The 22,517-nt window shown below is 57.6% G+C and carries 24 protein-coding genes; 13 read left to right on the forward strand and 11 right to left on the reverse strand.

The genetic code is table 11. From position 1 onward, the window contains the following. Nucleotides 1-27 precede the first annotated feature (27 nt). The 6 genes from QEZ52_RS17555 (at nt 28) to QEZ52_RS17580 (ending at nt 8,075) form a co-directional block, all read left to right on the forward strand. Nucleotides 28-1,248: an ABC transporter substrate-binding protein gene (locus QEZ52_RS17555; protein WP_406645770.1), complete on the forward strand. Its 1,221-nt coding sequence runs from the start codon at nt 28-30 to the stop codon at nt 1,246-1,248. A 77-nt stretch (nt 1,249-1,325) separates the two neighbouring features. Further along, nucleotides 1,326-2,192, forward strand: a complete 867-nt coding sequence (locus QEZ52_RS17560; protein ID WP_406645771.1) for a branched-chain amino acid ABC transporter permease — start codon at nt 1,326-1,328, stop codon at nt 2,190-2,192. Continuing rightward, entirely contained in the window at nt 2,192-3,229 is a 1,038-nt protein-coding gene (locus QEZ52_RS17565; RefSeq protein ID WP_406645772.1) for a branched-chain amino acid ABC transporter permease, read from the forward strand. The genes QEZ52_RS17560 and QEZ52_RS17565 overlap by 1 nt, the downstream gene beginning before the upstream one ends. Continuing rightward, nucleotides 3,222-3,938 (forward strand): ABC transporter ATP-binding protein, encoded by a 717-nt coding sequence (locus QEZ52_RS17570; protein WP_406645773.1) that lies wholly within the window; start codon nt 3,222-3,224, stop codon nt 3,936-3,938. The genes QEZ52_RS17565 and QEZ52_RS17570 overlap by 8 nt, the downstream gene beginning before the upstream one ends. Before the next feature lies 1 nt (nt 3,939). Next, on the forward strand, nt 3,940-6,303 hold the full coding sequence (locus tag QEZ52_RS17575; protein ID WP_406645774.1) for an amidase: 2,364 nt from the start codon (nt 3,940-3,942) through the stop codon (nt 6,301-6,303). Between the two features lie 11 nt (nt 6,304-6,314). Next, nucleotides 6,315-8,075, forward strand: a complete 1,761-nt coding sequence (locus QEZ52_RS17580) for an AMP-binding protein (protein WP_406645775.1) — start codon at nt 6,315-6,317, stop codon at nt 8,073-8,075. Between the two features lie 7 nt (nt 8,076-8,082). Here the strand turns inward: QEZ52_RS17580 and QEZ52_RS17585 are convergent, their stop codons facing one another. Together QEZ52_RS17585 and QEZ52_RS17590 are read right to left on the reverse strand one after the other, a co-directional pair. Then, nucleotides 8,083-8,559 (reverse strand): GNAT family N-acetyltransferase, encoded by a 477-nt coding sequence (locus QEZ52_RS17585; protein ID WP_406645776.1) that lies wholly within the window; start codon nt 8,557-8,559, stop codon nt 8,083-8,085. A gap of 14 nt (nt 8,560-8,573) precedes the next feature. Beyond that, nucleotides 8,574-8,885, reverse strand: a complete 312-nt coding sequence (locus QEZ52_RS17590; protein ID WP_406650548.1) for an ETC complex I subunit — start codon at nt 8,883-8,885, stop codon at nt 8,574-8,576. Nucleotides 8,886-9,042: 157 nt separating this feature from the next. Between QEZ52_RS17590 and uvrB the strand changes: the two genes are divergently transcribed. Further along, on the forward strand, nt 9,043-11,241 hold the full coding sequence (gene uvrB / locus QEZ52_RS17595) for an excinuclease ABC subunit UvrB (protein WP_406645777.1): 2,199 nt from the start codon (nt 9,043-9,045) through the stop codon (nt 11,239-11,241). A 304-nt stretch (nt 11,242-11,545) separates the two neighbouring features. Continuing rightward, nucleotides 11,546-11,917, forward strand: a complete 372-nt coding sequence (locus QEZ52_RS17600; protein ID WP_406645778.1) for a hypothetical protein — start codon at nt 11,546-11,548, stop codon at nt 11,915-11,917. A 136-nt stretch (nt 11,918-12,053) separates the two neighbouring features. Here the strand turns inward: QEZ52_RS17600 and QEZ52_RS17605 are convergent, their stop codons facing one another. Together QEZ52_RS17605 and QEZ52_RS17610 are read right to left on the reverse strand one after the other, a co-directional pair. After that, nucleotides 12,054-12,305: a zf-TFIIB domain-containing protein gene (locus tag QEZ52_RS17605; protein ID WP_406645779.1), complete on the reverse strand. Its 252-nt coding sequence runs from the start codon at nt 12,303-12,305 to the stop codon at nt 12,054-12,056. Nucleotides 12,306-12,405: 100 nt separating this feature from the next. Then, a complete protein-coding gene (locus QEZ52_RS17610; protein WP_406645780.1) occupies nt 12,406-12,759 on the reverse strand; it encodes an MmcQ/YjbR family DNA-binding protein in 354 nt (117 codons plus the stop codon). Between the two features lie 90 nt (nt 12,760-12,849). On the opposite strand from QEZ52_RS17610, the gene QEZ52_RS17615 reads away from it, so the two are divergent. Together QEZ52_RS17615 and QEZ52_RS17620 are read left to right on the forward strand one after the other, a co-directional pair. Next, nucleotides 12,850-13,104 carry a hypothetical protein gene (locus QEZ52_RS17615; protein ID WP_406645781.1) on the forward strand — a complete coding sequence of 85 codons (255 nt, stop codon included), beginning with the start codon at nt 12,850-12,852 and terminating at the stop codon, nt 13,102-13,104. 152 nt (nt 13,105-13,256) lie between these two features. Continuing rightward, entirely contained in the window at nt 13,257-13,724 is a 468-nt protein-coding gene (locus QEZ52_RS17620; RefSeq protein WP_406645782.1) for an aminoacyl-tRNA deacylase, read from the forward strand. Nucleotides 13,725-13,772: 48 nt separating this feature from the next. Here QEZ52_RS17620 and QEZ52_RS17625 read toward each other — a convergent pair whose 3' ends face one another. The 4 genes from QEZ52_RS17625 to parA all read right to left on the reverse strand — a co-directional run bounded on the left by QEZ52_RS17625 (nt 13,773) and on the right by parA (nt 16,046). Beyond that, on the reverse strand, nt 13,773-14,357 hold the full coding sequence (locus QEZ52_RS17625; RefSeq protein ID WP_406645783.1) for a rhodanese-like domain-containing protein: 585 nt from the start codon (nt 14,355-14,357) through the stop codon (nt 13,773-13,775). Between the two features lie 114 nt (nt 14,358-14,471). After that, nucleotides 14,472-14,879, reverse strand: coding sequence for a universal stress protein (locus QEZ52_RS17630; protein WP_406645784.1), 408 nt, complete (start codon nt 14,877-14,879; stop codon nt 14,472-14,474). Nucleotides 14,880-14,983: 104 nt separating this feature from the next. Next, nucleotides 14,984-15,304 (reverse strand): antibiotic biosynthesis monooxygenase, encoded by a 321-nt coding sequence (locus QEZ52_RS17635; protein ID WP_406645785.1) that lies wholly within the window; start codon nt 15,302-15,304, stop codon nt 14,984-14,986. A 94-nt stretch (nt 15,305-15,398) separates the two neighbouring features. Then, entirely contained in the window at nt 15,399-16,046 is a 648-nt protein-coding gene (gene parA / locus QEZ52_RS17640) for a ParA family protein (RefSeq protein ID WP_406645786.1), read from the reverse strand. 145 nt (nt 16,047-16,191) lie between these two features. Here parA and QEZ52_RS17645 point away from each other — a divergent pair, with 145 nt between their 5' ends. Beyond that, nucleotides 16,192-16,860, forward strand: coding sequence for a hypothetical protein (locus QEZ52_RS17645; protein WP_406645787.1), 669 nt, complete (start codon nt 16,192-16,194; stop codon nt 16,858-16,860). A 59-nt stretch (nt 16,861-16,919) separates the two neighbouring features. Here QEZ52_RS17645 and QEZ52_RS17650 read toward each other — a convergent pair whose 3' ends face one another. The 3 genes from QEZ52_RS17650 to QEZ52_RS17660 all read right to left on the reverse strand — a co-directional run bounded on the left by QEZ52_RS17650 (nt 16,920) and on the right by QEZ52_RS17660 (nt 21,404). After that, the gene (locus QEZ52_RS17650) at nt 16,920-19,211 is read right to left on the reverse strand and encodes a glycosyl hydrolase family 28-related protein (protein ID WP_406645788.1); all 2,292 of its coding nucleotides are present in this window, start codon (nt 19,209-19,211) and stop codon (nt 16,920-16,922) included. A 142-nt stretch (nt 19,212-19,353) separates the two neighbouring features. After that, nucleotides 19,354-19,755: a DUF4864 domain-containing protein gene (locus QEZ52_RS17655; RefSeq protein WP_406645789.1), complete on the reverse strand. Its 402-nt coding sequence runs from the start codon at nt 19,753-19,755 to the stop codon at nt 19,354-19,356. 68 nt (nt 19,756-19,823) lie between these two features. Then, entirely contained in the window at nt 19,824-21,404 is a 1,581-nt protein-coding gene (locus QEZ52_RS17660) for a lysine--tRNA ligase (RefSeq protein ID WP_406645790.1), read from the reverse strand. A 284-nt stretch (nt 21,405-21,688) separates the two neighbouring features. Between QEZ52_RS17660 and QEZ52_RS17665 the strand changes: the two genes are divergently transcribed. Continuing rightward, complete coding sequence (locus QEZ52_RS17665; protein WP_406645791.1) at nt 21,689-22,111, forward strand: tellurite resistance TerB family protein; 423 nt, start codon at nt 21,689-21,691, stop codon at nt 22,109-22,111. Next, nucleotides 22,111-22,512: a GFA family protein gene (locus QEZ52_RS17670; protein WP_406645792.1), complete on the forward strand. Its 402-nt coding sequence runs from the start codon at nt 22,111-22,113 to the stop codon at nt 22,510-22,512. The genes QEZ52_RS17665 and QEZ52_RS17670 overlap by 1 nt, the downstream gene beginning before the upstream one ends. The last annotated feature ends 5 nt before the right edge of the window (nt 22,513-22,517 follow it).

Here is a 22,517-nt window from a genome sequence, read left to right on the forward strand (position 1 = left end):
TCCAACAGACATCAAGGAGGACAAGACATGTCATTGAACAGACGTAATTTTCTGGCTGGAACCGCGGCCCTGACCGGAGCGGGCCTGCTGCCGCAGGTGGCCATGGCCGGGGACCGGATCAAACTGGGATCCGTTCTGGACACATCCGGCATCTTTGATGCCTATGGCAAACCGATGGATATGGCCATGCGCCTGGCGGTGGACGAGATCAACCAGTCCGGCGGGCTGTTGGGCAAACAGGTCGAGGTCGTCGGTTATGACACCCAATCCGACATGGCGCTGTATTCGCAATACGGCCAACAGCTGACCCGTCAGGACAAAGTGGACGTGGTGCATGGCGGCATCCTGTCGGCCAGCCGTGAGGCAATCCGCCAGACCATGCGCAAGACCAAGACGTTGTATTTCTATAATGTTCTGTACGAAGGCGGTGTGTGTGATCGCAACATCTTTATCAACGGCGTGACCCCGGCCCAACAGGTCGAAGCCCTGGTCCCCTATGCGATGAAAAAGGCGGGCAAGAAGGTCTATATCCTCGCCGCCGACTACAACTATGGACAGATCACTGCCCGCTGGATCCAGAAATTTGTCGCCGAAAACGGCGGCGAAACTGTTGGGGTCGACTTCTTTCCGCTGGATGTCAGCGACTTTGGCTCGACCATCGCCAAGATCCAGACTGCCGCCCCGGATCTGGTGATTGCCCCGCTGGTTGGTGGGGCGCATTTGTCGTTCTTCCGCCAATGGGCGGCGGCCGGCATGAAGGATCGGATACCGTTGGCGTCGACCACGTTGGGTGTGGGCAACGAACACAAGGTGCTGACCCCCGAAGAGGGCAACGGCATCATGGTGGCCTATAATTACAGCCAGGAGCTGGACACCCCCGCCAATGCTGCGTTCAAGCAGAACTGGGCCAACGCCTATGGCGACAGCAATTCGATCCACGAGATTGCCGTGTCGAACTATCAGGGAGTGCTGACCTGGGCCGAAGCGGTGCGTCAGGCCGGATCGCTGGATCGCGATGCGGTGATTGCCGCGCTGGAATCCGGGCTGTCCATCGACGGACCCGCAGGCAAGATCACGGTAGACCCGAAAACCCACCACGCCGTTCTGGATGTCCATATCATGGAGTTCGAGAACCAGGGCATGAAGGTGATCGAAACCCTGCCCCAGCGCCAGCCGATCGACACCCAGGCGGTCTGTGATCTGTCGGCCAACCCCGACGACAACACCCAATACGAAATCCAGATCTGACGCTCTCACAGATCTGTTGCAGGGTGGCTTTGGGCCGCCCTGCCCCTTCCTTTTTCTCCCAAAGAAAACAAAGGCTCATGGACCTGACATTCGTCATACTTGTTGAAATGCTCTATGCGGTAGCCTCGCTGATCCTGATCAGTGCCGGATTGGCTGTCGTGTTCGGCATGATGAAAGTGATCAACCTCGCCCATGGTGAATTCATGATGATGGGCGGATACGCCACCATCACCGCCGTGCAGCTGGGCGTAAACATATTCGTTGCCATGCTGATCATCGCCCCCATCGTGGTGGGGCTGATCGGATTGATCGTGGAACGACTGGTCATCCGGCACCTGTACGGGCGGTTGGTGGATACCATGCTGGCCACCTGGGGGCTCAGCCTGTTTTTCATCGGGTTGGCCACGATGATCTTTGGCAATACCACCACCGGCATTTCGACCCCGATCCCCGGGTTTACGGTGGGGGGCTATCAGATCAACGGCTATAACTTCTTTATCATCCTTGTCTCGGCTGCCCTGCTGATCGCCAGTCTGGTGGTGTTGAAATCCACCCGCGCGGGATTGATCGCCCGCGGTGCCATGCAGCGGTCAGACATGGCCGCGGCATTGGGCTATAGCCCGGACCGGATCTATATGGCGACGTTCTTTTGCGGCTCGGCACTCAGCGGATTGGCCGGGGCGGTTTTGGCACCTCTGGTCGGGTTGGTACCCACATCAGGCGGGGCCTATATCGCCAAGGCGTTCATCACCGTGATCGCGGGGGGCCCTGCGCTGATCGCCGGGTTGTTTTCCAGCGCCACGTTGTTCGGCGCGGTCAGCCAGATCTTTACCTTTGCTGTCTCGCCCGTGATGGGCGAAGTCGCCCTGTTGTTGGCCGCCGTGGTTCTGCTGCGCCTGCTGCCACAGGGGATCACCGGCAAATTCTTCAAGGGAAAGCTGTGATGCAGGGAACCTTGTCAAAAGACGTCATCACCACCGTCATTGTCACCGCGTTGCTGGTCTGGATCCTGCCGCTGATGATCAGCACTTATACGCTGACCGTCCTGATCATCTATGGGATGCTCGGACTTAGCCTGGGGCTGATCTGGGGGTTTGGCGGCATCCTGTGTTTTGGTCAGGCCGCATTTTTCGGATTGGGGGCATACAGTTATGCCATCGCGGCCATCAACATGGGCGAAAGCACCCTGCCGATGATCATCGCCGTTCTGGTTCCGGCGCTGTTCGCCGCGCTATTGGGGGCGATGATGTTCTATGGGCGGCTGACGGATGTCTATCTGGGGGTGATCACATTGGTGGTCACGTTGATCCTGTTCAAATTCATCAACTCGACCGCAGGACCACAGTATGTGATCGGCAATGCACGGTTGGGTGGCTTCAACGGTATCCCTGGATTTCAGACCCTGAACGTGCCTGGCGATCCGGATGCCTATATCTGGGGGGATGCCTATTTCTACGTCTGTGCCGTGCTGCTGGCGGTGGTGTTTATCCTGGTCTCGGCGCTGCTCCGCTCCAGCTTTGGCCGGGTTGCGATGGGCATTCGCGAAAACGAAACCCGCATGTCGCTGATGGGGTATGACGTGCGCGCCCGCAAAACCGTATTGTTTGCTGTTGGAGCCGCCATTGCCGGGCTGGCCGGGGCGCTGTTTGCCAATTGGGGCGAAATCGTCACCCCCAGCCTGTTTTCGCTGGGTCAATCGGCGGAGATCATCATCTGGTGCATTGTCGGCGGGCTCGGCACCCGATTGGGGCCGATCCTGGGCGCGGCCGGGCTGGCCTATCTCAAATTCATGCTGGGACAACAAAGCGTTGTCGACAACACGCTGATCACCGGGCTGATCCTGGTGCTGTTCGTGCTGTTCCTGCCTCGTGGCGTGGTCCCGGCGCTGAGCGGCCTGTGGAAGATCAGCTTTGGCCGTCGCCCGTTGGGCCGCATTCATCACACCCGCCGGATGCGCAACAGGGAGCGTCAACATGGCTGAAATCGTTTTGGAAACCCAAGGTCTGACCATGCGGTTCGGCGGAGTTGTGGCGTCAAACAACGTGGATTTCAAACTGCGCGCGGGCGAGCTGCGGTGTCTGATCGGTCCCAACGGGGCAGGAAAATCCACCTTCTTCAAATGCGTCGCCGGGTTGCAAACCCCGACCGAAGGTCAGGTGTTCATGCGCGGGTTGGAAACCACGCAATGGATGCCGCATGATATTGCCTCGCTGGGTGTGGGGATCAAGACCCAAACCCCCAATGTACTGGACGCGCTGTCTGTGTTTGAAAACATCTGGCTGGCAGCGCGCCGGTTTCATGACCCCAAAACCGCCAATGCCAAGGCACAGGATATCATTGACCGGCTGGCGCTGAATGCCATCGCCCGCAACGATCTGGGCCAACTCGCGCATGGTGAACGCCAACGGGTCGAATTGGGGCTGGTTGCCGTTGGCGACCCATGGCTGGTGTTGCTGGACGAACCCGCCGCAGGCATGAGCGCCGAAGACGTCGCCCGCATGACCGACATCATCCACGAATTGAACCGCACCGCCGCCATCGTGATCGTTGAACACGACATGCAATTCATCCGTTCGATCGCCGATACCGTCACCGTGTTCCATCAGGGCGCGGTGCTGATGGAGGACCATGTCGATAGGGTCATGTCCGACCCGATGGTGCGCAATGTCTATTTAGGAAAGAAGGCCTGATATGGGCACAGAAACATCAACAGACACCGCCCATGTATTGGATGTCAAAAGCCTGTCGGGCGGCTATGGCAAGGTGCCGATCCTGCACGGGATCGAATTTTCCGTCGCCGAAAACGAAGTCGTCGGCATCCTGGGCCACAATGGCATGGGCAAGACGACTCTGCTCAAGACGCTGATGGGGTTCTTGCCACCATCATCGGGGACATTGCGGTTTCACGACACCGACATCACCCGCCTATCCCCCTATGAACGCGCCGGGTTGGGGTTGGGATATGTACCACAGGGACGCGGGATCTTTCCGCAGCTTTCGGTGCGCGACAACCTGCGCTTTGCCTGGCACGAATACGCAGGTGCCAGCGAGAGCGATGTGATGGAGGCCGTTCTGGCCGATTTCCCCCGCCTGCGCCCGCTGCTGGACCGCGATGGCGGCGCGCTGTCGGGTGGTGAACAGCAATTGCTGGCACTCGCGCGCTGTTTGATGGGGGACCCGGATTTCCTGTTGCTGGATGAACCCACCGAAGGCATCCAACCGTCGATCATCGAAGAGATGGCCGAAACCCTGCTGAACCTGCGGCAGGCGCGCGGTTTGTCGATCCTGCTGGTCGAGCAGAATTTTGATTTCATTGCTGATCTGTCGGACAGGGTTCTGGTGCTGGAGCGGGGCCGCATCACCGGCGCGCTGAGCCGGGATGAGCTGTCCGATCAGGCCAAGGTTGATCAATTCCTGGGCTTTGGCGCAGCCAGATCGACGCGGGGCAACGACACCCCGCGTCCTATCGCCAAAACCGCTCAACACGCTGCCCAACATGCCGACCTGCACCCTGCACATCAACCCGCACAAATGGGAACCAACATGACAGTCAAACGCCCCACCCTTGCCCAGATGCGCGACATGGCCACCCGGTTCGGGATGAGCCTGACCGACGCCGAGCTGGCGGAATTCTCCACCATCATGGAACCCTATATCCAAGCCTATGACCGGCTGGACGCCACGCCTGACAACCTGCCCCCGGTGCGGTACCCCAGATCTCCGGGCCATTTCCCGGACTTTTCGGAAAACCCGCTGAACGCCTGGTACGTCAAAACCGAAGTGCGCGGCGCGCCAGATGGTCCGCTGCGCGGCAAACGGATCGCGCTCAAGGACACGATCTGTTTGGCTGGGGTGCCGATGATGAACGGCTCGTCCATCATGGAAGGCTATACCCCCGAAATCGACGCCACCATCGTCACCCGGATGCTGGATGCAGGCGCCGTGATCGCGGGCAAGGCACATAGCGAAAATTTCTGCCTGTCGGGCGGGTCCCATACCGGGGCCAAGGGGCCGATCCAGAACCCGTGGAAACATGGGTATATGGCCGGGGGGTCGTCGGGCGGCTCCGCGGCATTGGTTGCGGCGGGCGAGGTGGATATGGCCATTGCCGGGGATCAGGGCGGGTCGATCCGTATCCCGTCGTCCAACTGCGGCGTTTACGGGATGAAGCCCACGCATGGGTTGGTCCCCTATACCGGTGTCATGCCTATTGAACAGACCATCGACCATGTGGGGCCCGTGTCCAACACGGTGGCCGACAATGCCCTGTTGTTGGAGGTATTGGCCGGCGAAGACGGGTTGGACCCGCGCCAATACAAACCCAAAACCTATCGCTATACCGAAGCGTTGGGACGGGGTGCCCAGGGGCTGAGGATTGGCATCCTAAAGGAAGGGTTTCACCGCCCCGAAAGCGAACCGGATGTGGATCAAAAGGTGCTCGCCGCCGCTGATCGGTTCCGCGAATTGGGCGCACGGGTCGAAGAGGTATCAATCCCGGAACACCATCTGGCGGTGGACTGCTGGACCGCCATCACGGTCGAAGGCTTGCAGGATCACATGATGCACGGCAATTCGGCCGGAACCAATTACCGCGGTCTGTTCCTGCCGTCGATGATCGACCACATGGCGCAATGGCGCAGCCGCGCCGATGAGCTGACCCATTCGCTCAAGGTATGCATGTTTCTGGGCGAATTCTTTCAGACACAATATCGTGGGCGGTTCTATGGCAAAGCCCAGAACCTGATGCGCAAGGTCAATGATCGCTATGCCCAAGCGCTTGGCCAATATGATCTTTTGCTGATGCCCACCGTCCCGATGAAACCCCAGGAGATCCCCCCACCCGATTGTTCGATCACCTTGTATGTGCAACGCGCCTTTGAAATGATCGGAAATACCGCGCCCTTTAATGGCGGACTGCCCGCAATGAATGTCCCCTGCGGGCTGAGCGAAGGTCTGCCCATCGGCATGATGCTGGTCGGGGCGAACTATGGTGAATTGAAACTGTATCAGGCTGCGCATGCCTTTGAACAAAGTGGCGACTGGCGCAGCATGTAAGGAGGCCGAAAATGTCGATCCTGAACGAAAGCCTGGCCTCGCGGATCACCGGGTGGAATACCGGCACCGACGCGCCGACCGCAGCAACTGCGCCGGAAGGTGGCAAATCTTATGTGCGCGGGGCGACCACCCCGCCGCTGACCTATGTCACGATCCCGCAACTGCTGCGCGACGCGGTGTCCCGGTTTGGCCCGCGTGAGGCGGCTGTATTTTCGCAACAGAACATCCGGATGAGCTATTATGATCTGGACCGCGCCGTGGATGAGCTGGCCTCGGGTCTGTTGGCGCTGGGATTGGAAAAAGGAGACCGGGTCGGGATCTGGTCGCCGAACCGGTATGAATGGGTCCTGACCCAATTCGCCACCGCCAGGGTTGGTCTGATCCTCGTCAATATCAACCCGGCCTATCGCCTGTCCGAACTGGAATATGCCCTGAACAAGGTCGGCTGCAAGGCGCTGATCACTGCGAGCGCCTTTAAATCCTCGGATTATGTGGGAATGATTCACACCCTGGCCCCCGAACTGGACACATGCGCTCCGGGCCGGTTACAGGCCGCAAAGCTGCCACATCTTCGCAGCGTCGTCGTGCTGGGTGATGGCGGTGTTGCGGGCACCTATTCCTTTGACCAGTTGTGCCAACTGGGTGGTCCGGCACAGCAATTGCGGCTGGACGAGATCGACAAAACCCTGTCGCCAGATGATGCCATCAATATCCAGTTCACATCCGGAACGACGGGTCTGCCCAAGGGGGCAACCCTGTCGCATTACAACATCGTCAACAACGCGCGTTTTGTCACTGACCGGATCGAACTGACCGAAGATGACAGATTGGCGATCCCCGTGCCTCTGTATCACTGTTTCGGCATGGTCATGGGGGTGCTGGGCGCGGTCAGCAAAGGTGCGGCCATGGTGTTCCCTGGCGAATCCTTTGATGCGGCCCAGACCTTGGATGTGCTGGCAAGCGAACGCTGCACGGCCGTCTATGGCGTGCCGACAATGTTTGTGGCGATGTTGCAAGATCTGGACCATACGCCCCGCGACCTGTCCAACCTGCGCACCGGCATCATGGCCGGTGCCCCCTGCCCGGTCGACGTCATGGAGCAAGTCAACACCCGGATGCATATGCATCAGGTCACCATCTGTTACGGCATGACCGAGACCGCGCCGGTGTCGTTCCAAAGTTTCGTGAGCGACCCCACTGACAAACGCTGTGAAACCGTGGGCCGGGTGCACCCGCATCTAGAGGTCAAGATCGTCGATGACACGGGCCAGATCGTTCCAGTTGGCGCGCGCGGAGAGCTGTGCACCCGCGGCTATTCGGTGATGAAGGGTTACTGGGATGACACGGACAAAACCACCGACAGCATCCGCGACGGCTGGATGCACACTGGTGATCTGGCAGTGTTTGACGCGGACGGGTTCTGTTCCATCGTCGGGCGGGTCAAGGACATGATCATCCGGGGCGGCGAAAACATCTATCCCCGCGAGATCGAAGAATACCTGTTCCGCCATCCCAAGATCAGCGAAGTTCAGGTCTTTGGCATCCCGGACGACAAATTCGGCGAAGAGGTCTGTGCCTGGGCAATTGCCAAACCCGGGTGTGAATTGACCGGGGATGAGCTGCGGGACTTCTGTCAGGGCCAGATCGCCCATTTCAAAGTGCCCCGTCATTTCCGGATCGTCACAGAGATCCCCATGACCATCACCGGCAAGCCGCAGAAATTCGTGATGCGCGACCAAATGATTGAGATGTTGAAACAGGACGGCGGTTGAAGGTCGCTCAATCGCCGGACGTCAGGTCCAGCCGCATGAATGCGCTGTTGGGGTCTTCTTCGTACCCCAGGATCGGCGGGCAATAGATATAGCCCAGCCGTTCGTACAGCGCGCGCGCTGCGTCATATTCAGGCAGCAGGTCAGATCCGGTTTCCAATACCAGCGCCGTGATCCCCGTTGTCTGCGCCGCAGTTGCAAGATGCTGCATGATCTGGCGGGCAATACCGCGGCCGCGGGCCGCTGTGGATACGTAAACGGATTTGACCTCGGCGGTGCCATCGCTCAGCGATTTCAATGCGCCGCATCCAACGGCCGTCGCGCCATCATAGGCCGCCCAGAAACGCACATCTCTGCCCCGCAGCTGATCGACGCCAAAGGTATGATCGCTTTCGGCCGGGGCCGCACCGGCCCCGTGTACCAGGTTTGCGTCAATCAACGAACGCAGATCCGACGCCGCCGGGTCTGCCAATCTGATGTCAATCACACGCGTGGTTCCTATTAGTGGGTCCAGGGCACGCGGCGGTTGGTGGCAAAGTTTTCACCGTATCCGCCAGGACGCACATTTGCCTTGCGGGCATGTGGCTCCATGACCTGGGCATCAATACCGTGGTCGCGGGCGTATTCCACCGCTTCTTCCTTGGTTGTGAAACGCAAGCGCACCTGGGTCTGGGTGTCGCTGGAGGACGTCCAGCCCATCAGCGGGTCCACTTCACGCGCGGATGCAGGCGCATATTCCAGCACCCATTTCCGTGTTTTTGCCATACCCGAGGTCATGGCGTTTCTGGCCGGCTTGAAAATCCGCGCACGCATCGCAGTCTCCGTCGTCATTTGCTGTGCCCTATATGCGCTGAACCGCGCGTGGCGGCAAGGTACCAATTGTCTCAACCCTATCTGGAGCATGTTAACGAATGCCTCTTGAACAAGAACAAAAACAGATCAAAATCAGGCGCGAAAGGAATCTTTGTTCATGCCGTATGCCCATTCCGACAAATCCGACGCCCTGATGAACACTACCGCGCCGGATGTGGCGGCCCGACCCAAGCTGGAAGGTGGGATTCCGTTGCGGATGCAAACGGAATTCAACGCGGCCGGAGACCAGCCCACCGCAATCGCGGAACTGACCCAGGGCATTGTGGATGGGGAACAAAATCAGGTTCTGCTGGGTGCGACCGGCACCGGCAAGACCTTCACCATGGCCAAGGTCATCGAGGAAACCCAACGCCCCGCCATAATCCTGGCACCAAACAAAACATTGGCTGCACAGTTGTATGGTGAATTCAAAGGGTTTTTCCCCGACAATGCGGTCGAATACTTTGTGTCTTTCTATGACTACTATCAGCCCGAGGCCTATGTGGCGCGGTCCGACACCTATATCGAGAAAGAAAGTCAGATCAACGAACAGATCGACCGCATGCGCCATTCGGCAACGCGGGCATTATTGGAACGCGATGATGTAATCATCGTCGCCTCGGTCAGTTGCATCTATGGCATCGGTTCGGTCGAAACCTATGGCGCGATGACATTGGATCTCAAAACCGGCGGCGAATACGACCAGCGGGCCGTGATCGCGGATCTGGTGACCCAGCAATACAAACGCAACGATCAGGCATTTCAACGCGGGTCTTTTCGGGTGCGTGGCGACAGTCTGGAGATCTTTCCCGCCCACCTCGAAGATCGCGCCTGGAGGCTGTCCTTCTTTGGCGAAGAGCTGGAGTCGATTACCGAATTCGACCCGCTCACCGGGGAAAAAACCGATACGTTCGAACAGATCCGGGTCTATGCGAATTCGCATTATGTGACACCGAAACCTACGATGCAGCAGGCGATCATCGAAATCAAAAAGGAACTGCGCATCCGGCTGGATCAATTGGTTGGCGATGGCAAGCTGCTAGAAGCGCAGCGGCTGGAGCAGCGCACCAATTTCGATCTGGAAATGCTCGAGGCCACCGGCGTCTGCAACGGGATCGAAAACTATTCGCGGTATCTGACCGGTCGCGCACCGGGTGAACCGCCCCCGACGCTGTTTGAATTCATCCCCGACAACGCCATTGTCTTTGCCGATGAATCCCACGTTTCCGTGCCCCAGATCGGCGGCATGTTCAAAGGGGATTACCGGCGCAAATTCACCTTGGCTGAACACGGATTCCGGCTGCCGTCCTGCATGGACAACCGCCCGCTCAAGTTCGAGGAATGGGACACCATGCGCCCACAATCGGTGTTCGTCTCGGCCACCCCTGCGAAATGGGAGATTGAACAGACCGGCGGTGTGTTTACCGAACAGGTGATCCGCCCCACCGGCCTGTTGGACCCGCCGGTCGAAATCCGCCCGGTCGACATGCAGGTCGATGACTTGCTGGACGAAGTGCGCAAGGTCGCCGCCGATGGGTATCGCACGTTGGTTACCACGCTGACCAAACGCATGGCCGAGGATCTGACCGAATACATGCACGAACAGGGCATCAAGGTGCGCTATATGCATTCGGACATCGACACGCTCGAGCGCATCGAAATCCTGCGGGATCTGCGGCTGGGCGCGTTTGACGTGCTGATCGGCATCAACCTGCTGCGCGAAGGATTGGACATCCCCGAATGTGGATTGGTGGCCATTCTGGATGCGGACAAGGAAGGGTTCCTGCGGTCCGAAACCTCGCTGGTGCAAACCATTGGCCGCGCTGCGCGGAACGCCGATGGCCGGGTGATCATGTACGCCGATCGCATCACCGGGTCGATGGAACGCGCGCTGGCTGAAACCGACCGCCGCCGCGCCCGCCAGATTGCCTATAACGAAGAACACGGGATCACTCCCGCAACGGTGAAAAAGAACGTCGAGGACGTATTGGCCGGTCTCTACCAGGGCGACACCGACATGAACCGCGTCACCGCCACCATCGACAAACCACTGCATGGTGCCAATCTCGAAGCGGTTCTGGACGGGCTGCGCACCGATATGCGCAAGGCCGCCGAGAATTTGGAGTTCGAAGAAGCCGCCCGCCTGCGCGATGAAGTCAAACGGCTCGAAGCGGTCGACCTCACCATCGCCGACGACCCCATGGCGCGACAATGGGCGGTCGAAAAGGCATCAGAAGCCGCACAGAAAGCCAAGGGGCGATCAACGGCTGGGAGGCCGGGGCAACGTGGTGGGAATGTTCGGAGAAGGGGGAGGTGACGCTAAATAGCTTCAAATAACATGCGAAATTGCCTATGTTAGCGAAAAGAAAGGAGCCGAAATGATTTCGAGTTAGTTTTACCAAGTTTCTTGATTTTGTTGCGCAAACTGGCGAACCCAAAGCCACAACAGCATTGCAAGCTTGGCGACAGAGCAACACGCCATATGATCCCGCAAAAGACTATCATCGCCGTATACGTCAAGAAATCATTGGCTTTGAAAGGTCAGGCATCGAACCGGGCTGGGGGGAATTTGTTTCTTCACAGAATCCGAAGAAGCAGAAGAATTTTACCGAGACGATCGATTGTTACAACAAGTGGCGAAAAAAAATCAGAACGCCCTAAATTGGTTTGATCCGCCAAAAGGAGAATGGTCGACGGCCGAGTTTCAGCTTTCTGTTAACCCAGAAATGGGTTTGATCATTGACGGTCAAAAACACGCGATCAAGATGTTCATCAACAAAAACAAACTTTCTAGATTGAAAGCGCAGATGGGCGGACTGCTGATGTCCAAAGCACTTTCCATCAAAGCGCCCAACACAAAGTTTTCTATCTTCGATATAAAGCAGAAACAGCTTCATACGTTTGCAGCACCGTCCGAAAAACTCGAATATCTTCTTATCGGTGAAGCAGCTCACTTGTCAGCCATGCTTTCGGCGATCCGAGGCAATGAGTAAACACGTGGGCAAAGCTGATCTCCCTCGCCAATAAACTGAGGCCAGCCCCTGACTCTGGGGGGGGGGGCTGGCCGGCGGTGCCGGCCTTGGGACAACAGCAAGTGTTGCGCTTCACCCTCCTTGGCGAAGCAGCGCCTTAGAAATCAAACAGCTCGTCCAGAAACCCGCCACGTTTCTTTTTCTTGCGATAGCCGTGATCACCCTGGTCATCATACCCGCGCTGTTGTTGCGGCGGTGAGGGTGGCGCGCTGTAGGCGGCTGATCGTTCGATGATCTTGTCGAGCTCACCCCGGTCCAGCCACACCCCACGGCATTGCGGGCAATAGTCAATTTCGACCCCGCTGCGTTCCGTGATCACAAGTGGCGTTCCGTCAATCGGGCATTTCATCGGCATCTCCATTTTGCTACCCAAAATAGATAGGGAGCCACCGCGCGGTTTCCACCTGCGACCAATTTGCATTCAACACTCATGGTAAATCCCGGGCGAGTTAAAGCCCCAACTCCGCCCGCAGCTTCTTGGTCAATTTCGCCACAACCATGTCATAGGACATCACGATGTGGTCGCGCAGAGAGGCGTCGGTCATGCCGCGTTCCTCATAGACCTGCAACCATTTCATCCCGCGTGAGGCCAGATAGGGCGCGGGGTGGATGCCCGGTTCGTCTTGCAGCACCTCATAGGCGATGTCGCTAACCTTGAATGTAAAGGCGGCCTCACCATCGTGCCAGCCACAAATGGCGAACACCTTGCCACCGACTTTCCATACGTCCGCATTGCCCCATTGCACCACATGGGTGGTCGCCCGCAGGCCAGCGCAGAAGGTATTGAATTCATTCCGTGTCATGGCCCGATCTTTGACATGCTCGCCATATCTTGCAAGTCCGTTGGCCGGGCGCACCCTTCCACACAACTCATAATTGTGGTAAATTCGCACATGCGGAGTGTAATTTACCTGTTGTCCCTGGGTCAGCTCCTGTTTCTGATGGCGATGACGCTGGATGTGGCATTGACCTCGACGGATGCCGCCGGACAGAGCATGGCGTTTGGTCTGTTGATGGCCGGATACATGATTGTCGCGGCCTGTGTTCTGCCAGCGGTGATCCTGGCGCGGTCTGAAAACTGGCAATGGCTGGGGGTGCCTTTGGCTGTGGCCCCTGTGCTGGTCGCCTTGGCAGTTTTTGCTCTCTAGGTCCCCCTTGCGCACAGTGCTTGCCCGACTCACCCCAACAGGCGCAGACTGGCAGATACCTCCCACCTAGGACGCTCCGGTCGCTCCCTGTCGGGGGTGTACCGCGACCGCGACTGTTCCTTTCTGGGCTTCAAATCTGGAAGGAGGACACAATGATAGCTGCGCGACTGAAACACCACCTGGAGGCCCGCAACCTCCCCTATGACATGCGTGCCCACCCTTATGCTGCCACAGCGCAGGAATGCGCAGAGGCGGCGCATGTACCGGGTGATCGTCTGGCAAAATCGGTGCTGATCCACATGGAGGAAGGTCCGTTATTGGCCGTGATTCCGTCAACCCAGCAGGTCGACCTGACAGCATTGCAGGCGATGATGCACCGGCGGTTGGGGTTGGCACGCGAAGAAGACATGGTGCCTGTTTTTGACGATTGCGATCTTGGTGCCGCGCCGCCTGTCGGTATGGCCTATGACGTGCCAACAGTGATCGACGACAGCCTCACCGGGCTCGAAACTGTCTGGTTCGAAGCCGGAGATCACAAGACCCTGGTCGAAATGAAGGGGCGCGATTTCGATCGTCTCATGCGCCGGGCCGAACATGGCGATATCTGCTGTATGCAGTGACGCGGGCCGCAAGGCAGGGCGGACCTGCCTTGCGGGTGTTCCAAAGACTCAGTTTTCGACGCTTAGCCCCAGCATCCGCCAGACCTGCATTCCGCCGCGATAATAGTGGATCAAATCTGCTGGGTACCCGGCCTTGATCATGTTGCGCGCGGCATTGGGAGATTGGCCGCACCATGGGCCATTGCAAAACAGCGCGACCGGTTTGGCCCCTTCACAGTCAAAGCCGTCAAAGTCGATTTCACACCCCAATGCGTCCAGACGGTCGGCGGCTTCAGTATAGGGGATGTTGATTGACCCGGCGATGGTCCCGGTTTTGTAATGGTCCGGGATCCGGCTATCGACCACAATGGCCTTGGGGTCCTGCAACATGGCGATCAACTCCAGCTCCCCAATCGTGATCACGCCTTCGGCCGGGCTCATCGGTTGGACACAAAATGGCGGGCACGCGCGCGAGGTTTTGGCCCAATCACCGGACACGACATTGTCGTTGTCCTGAATGCGCGAGATGGTTGCCGTGCCACCTTCGGGCAACGGCACCTCTGCAGCAGGCATTTCACGGGTGATTTGTACGGGGTCGGCCCAAATGGGACCGGCCAGACCGGCCATAACAACAGCGAGCGCAAGGTTTTTCATGAATGTTTCCTCCAAATTCACATGACCAGGGCACCGCCAAACGGCGACGCCCTGACATTTTGAGTCATTCATTCAATGCACATATTTGAATGTATTATCTATGTGACAGATTGGTCAGCGCACGACATGCACGGCGCAACTCGCGTGACGCACAATCTGGGTTGCGGTCGACCCCAACAGCAGGTCCTGCATGCCCGGACGGTGAGAAGCAATGATGATCAAGTCCGGTTTGTTGACCTCGGCCCAATCCAGGATTGACCGACCGGAATGCCCTTCGATGACCAATCCGCGCCCGTTTGGTATTGTGTTGGCCAGCGCATCCAGTTCCCCCTGGATGGCAGCCCGGGCCTCGGCCAGATAATCGGCGGGCATATAGCTGATGGCGTAGGCTGGTATATGTTCGACGACATGCAACAGCGTGATCTGCGCCTCGGGTGTGGAAAGCATCTGGGCCAATTTCAATGGTCCAGACACATCGCGTTCGCTGTCAAAAGAAATCGGAACAAGGATATTGTGATACATGAGATCGCTCCTTTTCGGCTGAGCACAGTATCACCCGTGATCCCGAAACGAGCCTTGATTCAAATCATGGTTTCAGGGGACACGAATTCCGACCCCGATTTTGGTCAATCAAAGGTCATGGCAACATCGTACATCACGGGCTCGAAACTCTTGCACAGCTCATTGATATCGCGGTTGCGTCGCCGCATCTCGGGCGTGCGCAACATTGCCTGAAAGTCTTCCCGACGTTGCCACTGCGAATAATTGGCAATCCGGGTCTGTGCGTCGTTGACGTGAAGCCCAGCCGCAATGAACCCCGGCTGCTTAGAGATAAAGTCAGCATACGCAGCCTTGAGCGCGTCCAGCAGATCCTCACAAGTGCCGGGCGTCATTTCGAATGTTGTAATGACCGTCTGGATTTCGTTGTTTTCGGCAATATTGGGCATGTGTTCCTCCGTTTGGACATCTTCAGCCTAAGCCAATTCAATGCCAACAGGGAACAGGTTTTCACCAAACATTTGCCCGGACTGGCACCTTGGATCAGGCGGCCCGGTCTTCGGAAGTATTTAGAATGTCGCGTATTTCGGCCATCAGTGCCGCCATTTCTCCATGCGCAGGGCCCTTTGGTGCTTCGACCGCAGCTTTGCCCTGACCCAGCGTTTCGGCATAGACCACCCGGTTTGACATGGGTGTTTCAGCCAGACGGGCGCTCAGGCCGCGGGCCTTTTCCGTGACATCGGCTGTCAGGCGGGTACCGGGACGGGCACGGGTCATCACCAGCATGGTCTCCTTGTCTTCGCGGTCGGCCAGGTACAGCACCATCTCAACGGCCCACAGATCCAGATGCGAACTGGCGACTGGCACCAGAACCAGATCCGCCGCGCGCAATGCGGGGCGCAAATCGCTGTCTGCCTTTGGGGGCGTGTCGATGATGACGATATCAAAGGTTTCCCGCAATTTGCGGATTTCATAGCTGATCCCCCAGGCCGACGCGGTCGAAAATTCGATCCCTGGGTCGTCCATGACCTCAAGCCGGGTCATGAACCAGCGACCGGCGCTGCCTTGCGGATCAATATCGACCAGAGCAACCGATTTGCCCGCCCGCGAGAACGCAACAGCCAGGTTGACAGCCAGCGTCGTTTTCCCCGCGCCACCCTTTTGCTGTGCAATGGTGATGATTTGGCCCATGACGACACCCCTCTTCGCTGCGACGCAGCATAACCCGATCTTCACAGGGTGCAATGTCCAATCGCTGTGTGGGATCGCCGCAGCGGTGCGGTTCGTAACCAAACCTTAACCAAGTTTACCGAAACCTGTTAACAGGGAGGGAGCCATGCGCGCGATCCTGGTTTGCGTTCTGTTGCACGTCGTCCTCGCCACCCCGGCGCAGGCGGGCGCATGGATGCGCGACAGAGGCACAGGATTTATCGCGACGTCGTCGACACTGCGTCAATTCCCCGACTACCTTGGGCATGAAACCAGCGTCTACGCGGAATACGGGCTCGCTCAGAAATTGACCGTTGGCCTGGACTATAACCAAGGCAGCTTTTCGTCCGGCCATGCCATGCTGTTTGCACGGGTCCCGCTGGGCAAGCCTCGAACAAGATACCGCTTTTCTGCCGAGCTTGGGCTAGGTCTGTATTTCTTTGGCGGTTTTCGGGAACAGATGCAAAAGCTGACGCTGTCTTATGGCCGCAACCTGGAAACCCGATTTGGTCACGGATGGCTCGCAATCGACCTGGCCAGCGAATTTCGCCAGGGCCTCCCCGGCCCCACGATCAAGCTGGACACCACAATCGGTCTGTCCGGCACCAAACGGCTGCAACCAATGCTTCAGATCGAAACGTCACGCCCCGCCATCGGTCCTGTAAATTGGGCCGTCATTCCATCCATCAGATATCGCACAAAAAACAACATCTCCTGGGTGATTGGCGCCGAACGAAAAAGCGTTGGAAACCACAAATCAATTGGCGTCAAACTCGCCTTTTGGAAGGAGTTCTGATCGGTCACGTTCTTGAACAAGGGGCCGCGCAACGTGGCACGGCCCCAAGAATTGAACGCCTACGAGAAATTGTCCATCCGGATGATCACGTTGGCTTCACCTTTGACCGCCTGGCCCCAGCTCAGCTTGACCACATCGAAATTCGCGCCTTCCAAAACTGCGGCATAGGGCGCGATATATCGCGTGGCCCCCCCAGAATCCGACAGCGGGCCAATCGGAACCACGCTGTCCATGTTCCTGGCATATCCCTGGAACGGCAACAGCCCGTCGGTCTTAACATTCCAAACCGCGGCCTCGGTGGCCTGATCATGCCGGACGCGCAATGGATTAGACACGACCGCGCTCACGTTGTGGAACGTATTGCCCTCAAAGCTCACATTCTTGAACCGGTTCCGGTTCAGGTCTGCAAAACTTGTGTCCACCCGTTCGGCCCGGTCGATGGTGCCATTGATGCTGCGGAATTTGTTCCCCATGATCGACACACCGTTCAGGAAATGCCCGGTTCCATGCGGTTTCACCACAATGTAGCTAAACCAGGGGGCCACATCACCTGACAAAAAGATGTTGTCGGTGATTGCCATCGAACTAAAAGAGAACCCGTTCAGGTAATCCGGGTTTGGGTCCTGTTCGTTGGTCCATTCGATAAAGGCATTATCCAGGTAATTCCCCGAAATCGTGCAACTGGTGAACGAACTGATAATGACAAGACCCGCACTGCGAACCCCGTTTGCCACACCGTCACCCTGGAAGAAGTGATTGCCCAGAACCATGCTGTTGAAGCCTGCCAACAACGCAAAATGTTTGAACCGGGTCGCACGGCAATTGCGAATCTTGACGTCATTGGCGTTGGCGTTAATCGCAATCGACGTTCGGTCAGGGACATCCAATGGCTCTTCGGACGACAGAAATTGGCATCGATCGATCAGCATCCCCTGACACCCGCCCCCGATCGAAGTAATCCCGCGGTCCTTGGGACGGGAGATGAAACAATCCTGCAACGAAAAGGTCGCCCCTTTGTCTGCCAGGCGAATGGCGCTGCAGTGGTTGTTGCACTGGAATTCGATATCTTCCATCCCGAATTTATCAAGCTTGGTGAAGCCCGAGAAATCAATCAGGTACTTGAAGCTTCTGAAGGTGAAGTTTTGCGTCCCTTCGGCATCGAACAGGGGCGCGTTCATGGTGATTTCGCCAGCGGCCACATTTTTGCTGCGCACGTAGATTTCGCGACCAACACCGGCACCTTCAATCAAGGCACCAACCGGGATATTGGCAACATTCACCACATTTGTCAGAACCCGACTGTCCGACGTGCTGTATGTCGCCTGCGACACGAACGTTTCTGTATCCCAAACGCTGGATGCAACTGCTTCGAGCTGACCATTTCGGATCACGCGGCGCGTTGCATAGCTGGTTTTGCTGGGCACAGCAGCCTTCATGTCGATCGGTTCGTGCACAGCGACCTTGCGGCCCCGCATGTCCAGGGACTCGTGATCCGAATTGAACAGCAACGCCTGAAACGCCTTTTTAAAGGCAAGCTCTTCGTTTCCAAAAGCCGAGATATAGGCTGGCAGATCAAAATTCTTGGTCAGCAACAGCATCTGATCAGTCGGCATCGTTACTGTGCCTTCAAATTCGACCTCGGAAACAAATTGCGCTCCACTGGCAAGGTGATAGGTCCCGGCAGGCACCAGAACTTTGCGCCCGTTGGCCGCCTGATCCGCCGCTTCGAATGCGGCCGAGTCGTCGGTGACGCCATCCCCCACCGCGCCAAAATCGCGGACGTCCACAACGCTCATCAGATCCCGCAAGTAGATGCCGCTGATGTCGTTGATCTCGATGTCGTCAATGCGCACCACGCCGCCACTGGGACCTGTCAGATCAATGCCAAAATGGCCATACAGGGCGTCCGGCCCCCAAACCATATCAACACCGCCACGCAGACCAGGGCCCACAATCGCGGTCACTTCGACCACCTGACCATAGCTGGTCAATGATGTTGACGTACCAACTTCGGTCACTCCAGCGACATGGCTCCCGCCACTGGCCCCGGCCCAGGCTGCAACACGAACGTCTGGAAGATTGCCGCTGACAGCCTTGATCCGCACTTTGATCTGCAGATAACACCCCGGCAACATCGGCGTTTCGCCCATGTAGCGCAGTTTGGTGGTTGATGTGGTTTTTTGCAGCTCCAAACAACTGCCAAAGTCCTGATCCGCGGGGACAAGCACAGCATTGGGGGCCGAAGCATAGGTGTCAGACCCCGGTGTCCCATCGCCGCTTGACCATACATTCAGCCCATTCTCGAACGCGGGCGGCGTCAGCAGCACCCCCTCGGTGATTGCCTTGTTCATTCGAATCCCTTTCAAAAACCGCCCGCGGCTGATCACCGGAGCTTTTAGGTCATGCTCGGGTCCGGGCAGCACCCGAACGCGAAAAAAGGGAATAAGGTATGGGTCTTAATTCGTCCTCACACCACCGTCACGGTCGCGTTGCTCACGCGCTGGCACCAATTGCCTGAACCCGCTGTACGGCATTGATTTTCCATCCACTTCCGGAGTTAATCATTTGGTAATCCAACAAATGAACACGGCCGGACAGATCGGTCACCATGACTCTTTGCCAGAACCCTGTTTCCGTCTCGCGCAATTCAAGGAACTGAACATCAGCGGGCCGCCAGACCATTGGATACCCTTGGCGCACCATCAAGCCAAAGTTCTGTGGCGTCCCGAACAAACGTTGGATCGTCGGACTGGCATAGGAAAATGCACGGTCAAAGTCATCGACTTCAAGGGCTTCGATCTGTTTTCCGATAACCGCTTTGATATCGGCGCTCTGCGCCTGCACCGTTCCGGTCAGCATCAGAACAAAAACAATCGGAATCCAAAATCGACGCATAGCAAACCTCCCCAGCTGGCTGCCGGAGAGGTAGTGTTTCTTACCTTCAGGTCAAACGGCTGAACAGGTTATCCCAGTTCGCCCGCCAGGCCTTTGTCGATCAGTGCAACGGTTTCACCCACGCCATACAGCGCGACAAAGCCGCCAAAACGCGGCCCCTGACTGGCCCCCAGCAGCACTTCGTACAGCGCTTTGAACCAGTTGCGCATGTTTTCTTTGCCGAAATGCTCGCGGCCGACCTCAAACACGATGCCTTGCAGGCTATCGCCATCCGTTTCCCCATCCCACGCGGCCAGTTTGGCGCGGAATTCTTCCAACGCGGCACGTTCTGCGTCATCCGGTGCACGGAAGACTTTGGCTGGCTGGATGAAGTCCTCGTAGTATTTGACCGCATACCCCGCAGCTGCATCCAGATCCGGATGGGTTTCGGCGGTGGCTTCGGGCGCATAGCGCCGGATGAACCCCCACAGCGTTTCCTTGTCATGGGCTGATGCCACGGATGCCAAATTCAGCAACATACCAAATGGCACCACCATCTTGGACTCGGGCACGTCCCCACCGTGGATATGCCAAACCGGGTTGTTCAACTGCGCCTTCAGTTCCTGCCCATGATAGGCGCGCAGCTGTTGGTGATATTCATCCATCGCCTTTGGGATGACATCGAAATGCATCCGCTTGGCGGTCTTGGGCTTCTGGTACATGAAATAGGCGAGACTCTCGGTCGACGCGTAGGTCAGCCATTCATCAATCGAAATCCCGTTTCCGGACGTTTTGGAAATCTTCTGACCGCTGGCATCCAGAAACAGCTCATAGGTGAAATGCTCGGGCGCGCGCCAACCCAGAATCCGACAGATCTTGTCATAGATAGGCGTGTTGGTGCTGTGGTCCTTGCCGTACATTTCGAAATCGACTTCCAGAGCCGCCCAGCGCGCGCCAAAGTCCGGCTTCCACTGCAACTTCACATTGCCACCAGTCACCGGAAGGGTCCACTCCTTGCCGTCTTCATCGTCAAATGTGATCGTGTAACTCTCGGCATCCACCTTCTTCATCGGTACATACAGAACCCGACCGGTTTCCGGATGGATCGGCAGGAAGATCGAATACGTCTGACGCCGCTCTTCGCGCAGCGACTTTAGCATCACTTCCATCACGTCATCGTATTTATCAACTGCGCGCTTCAGGATCTCGTCGAATTGGCCCGTACCATAGAAATCTGTGGCGGAGTAAAACTCATAGTCGAAGCCAAAGGTGTCCAGGAACCGCCGCAGCATGGCATTATTGTGGTGACCAAAGCTGTCGTGCGTGCCAAACGGATCCGGCACGCTGGTCAGTGGCTTTTGCAGGTGTTCATGCAGGCCTTCGGAATTGGGCACATTGCCCGGCACTTTGCGCATCCCGTCCAGATCATCCGAAAAACAGATCAGTTTCGTCGGAATGTCGCTGATCAACTCGAACGCGGTCTTGATCATCGTGGTGCGGGCCACTTCGCCAAACGTGCCGATATGCGGCAGACCCGACGGGCCATAGCCGGTCTCGAACAGCACATACCCCTTCTCCGGCGCGCCTTTGGCATAACGTTTGAGCACCCGGCGGGCTTCTTCAAACGGCCAGGCTTTGCTCTGCAGAGCGGTTTCGCGCAGTTCGGACATGTCGTTCTCCATCGGCGGCAATCTTGCCGCATCACGTATCAGGGCTGCCCCATGCAGCCGACTGAACCCGTCTATTGTGCTGGTGCAGCATGAGTCAATAAACTCGAAGCACATATCGGTGTCCGCTTGCGACAAAACACCCGTCCGCCGCTCAAAGCCCGCGCGCTCAGCCTCATTGCCCCCACAGCAGCCGAATGTTGCGCATTCGCGTCAGCGGGTGTTGTACCCGCCTCCCTGCCTCCGTATCTTGAACCCACGTAACGCCGCACGAAGGATAAAAACAAATGACCGAGCAACCCTCACATTCGATGACCCCTCAGGATTGCCTTGTGGCCATCATGGTGGCGGTTTCGGCTTCGGACGAAACCATCCGCACGGCCGAATTGGTGAAAATCCAATCTGCAGTCAACATGCTGCCGGTGTTTGCCAAATATGACATCGACCGGATCAGCCGGATTTCGAAAACCGTATTTGATCTGCTGGAACAGGAAGACGGGCTTGATGCCTTGTTCGGGCTCATCCGCGGCGACCTGCCTGACCGTCTGAACGAAACCGCTTATGCGCTGGCCTGTGATGTTGCGGCTGCAGACGGCACGCTGGCCGAACCTGAACTGCGTCTTCTCGAGGAAATCCGCCACGAGCTGAACATTGACCGTTTGCACGCCGCCGCCATCGAACGCGGTGCCCGCGCGCGCCACGTGGTGTAATGTCAGGCGGCAAGACCCCGGTTCACAACGGGTCCTGCCATTGTGGCCGGGTCCGTTTCCGGCTGAGCGCCGCCATCGACCACAAACGGATTTGCAATTGTTCCATCTGTCACAAACGCGGCGCATTGATCTTTCGTGTTGAGCAGGATCAGATCGAACTCCTGACCCCGTTCGAAGATCTCCACGTCTATTCGTGGGGCACGGGCACCGCGCAGGACTATTTCTGCAAGACGTGCGGGATTCTCCCGTTTCGCCGTCCACGTCAAAATACCGTGGATGAAACCGCTGCGGGAGTTCCCGAATTCACGGGCTGGGCTGTCAATCTGCGCTGCCTTGACGGGTTCGACCCATCCGATCTGCCAATCCGACACATAGACGGGCTGGCCCTGCCACTGCCCTAAACTCG

Source organism: Aliisedimentitalea scapharcae (genome assembly GCF_045277565.1).
GTDB classification, from domain to species: Bacteria; Pseudomonadota; Alphaproteobacteria; order Rhodobacterales; family Rhodobacteraceae; genus Aliisedimentitalea; species Aliisedimentitalea scapharcae.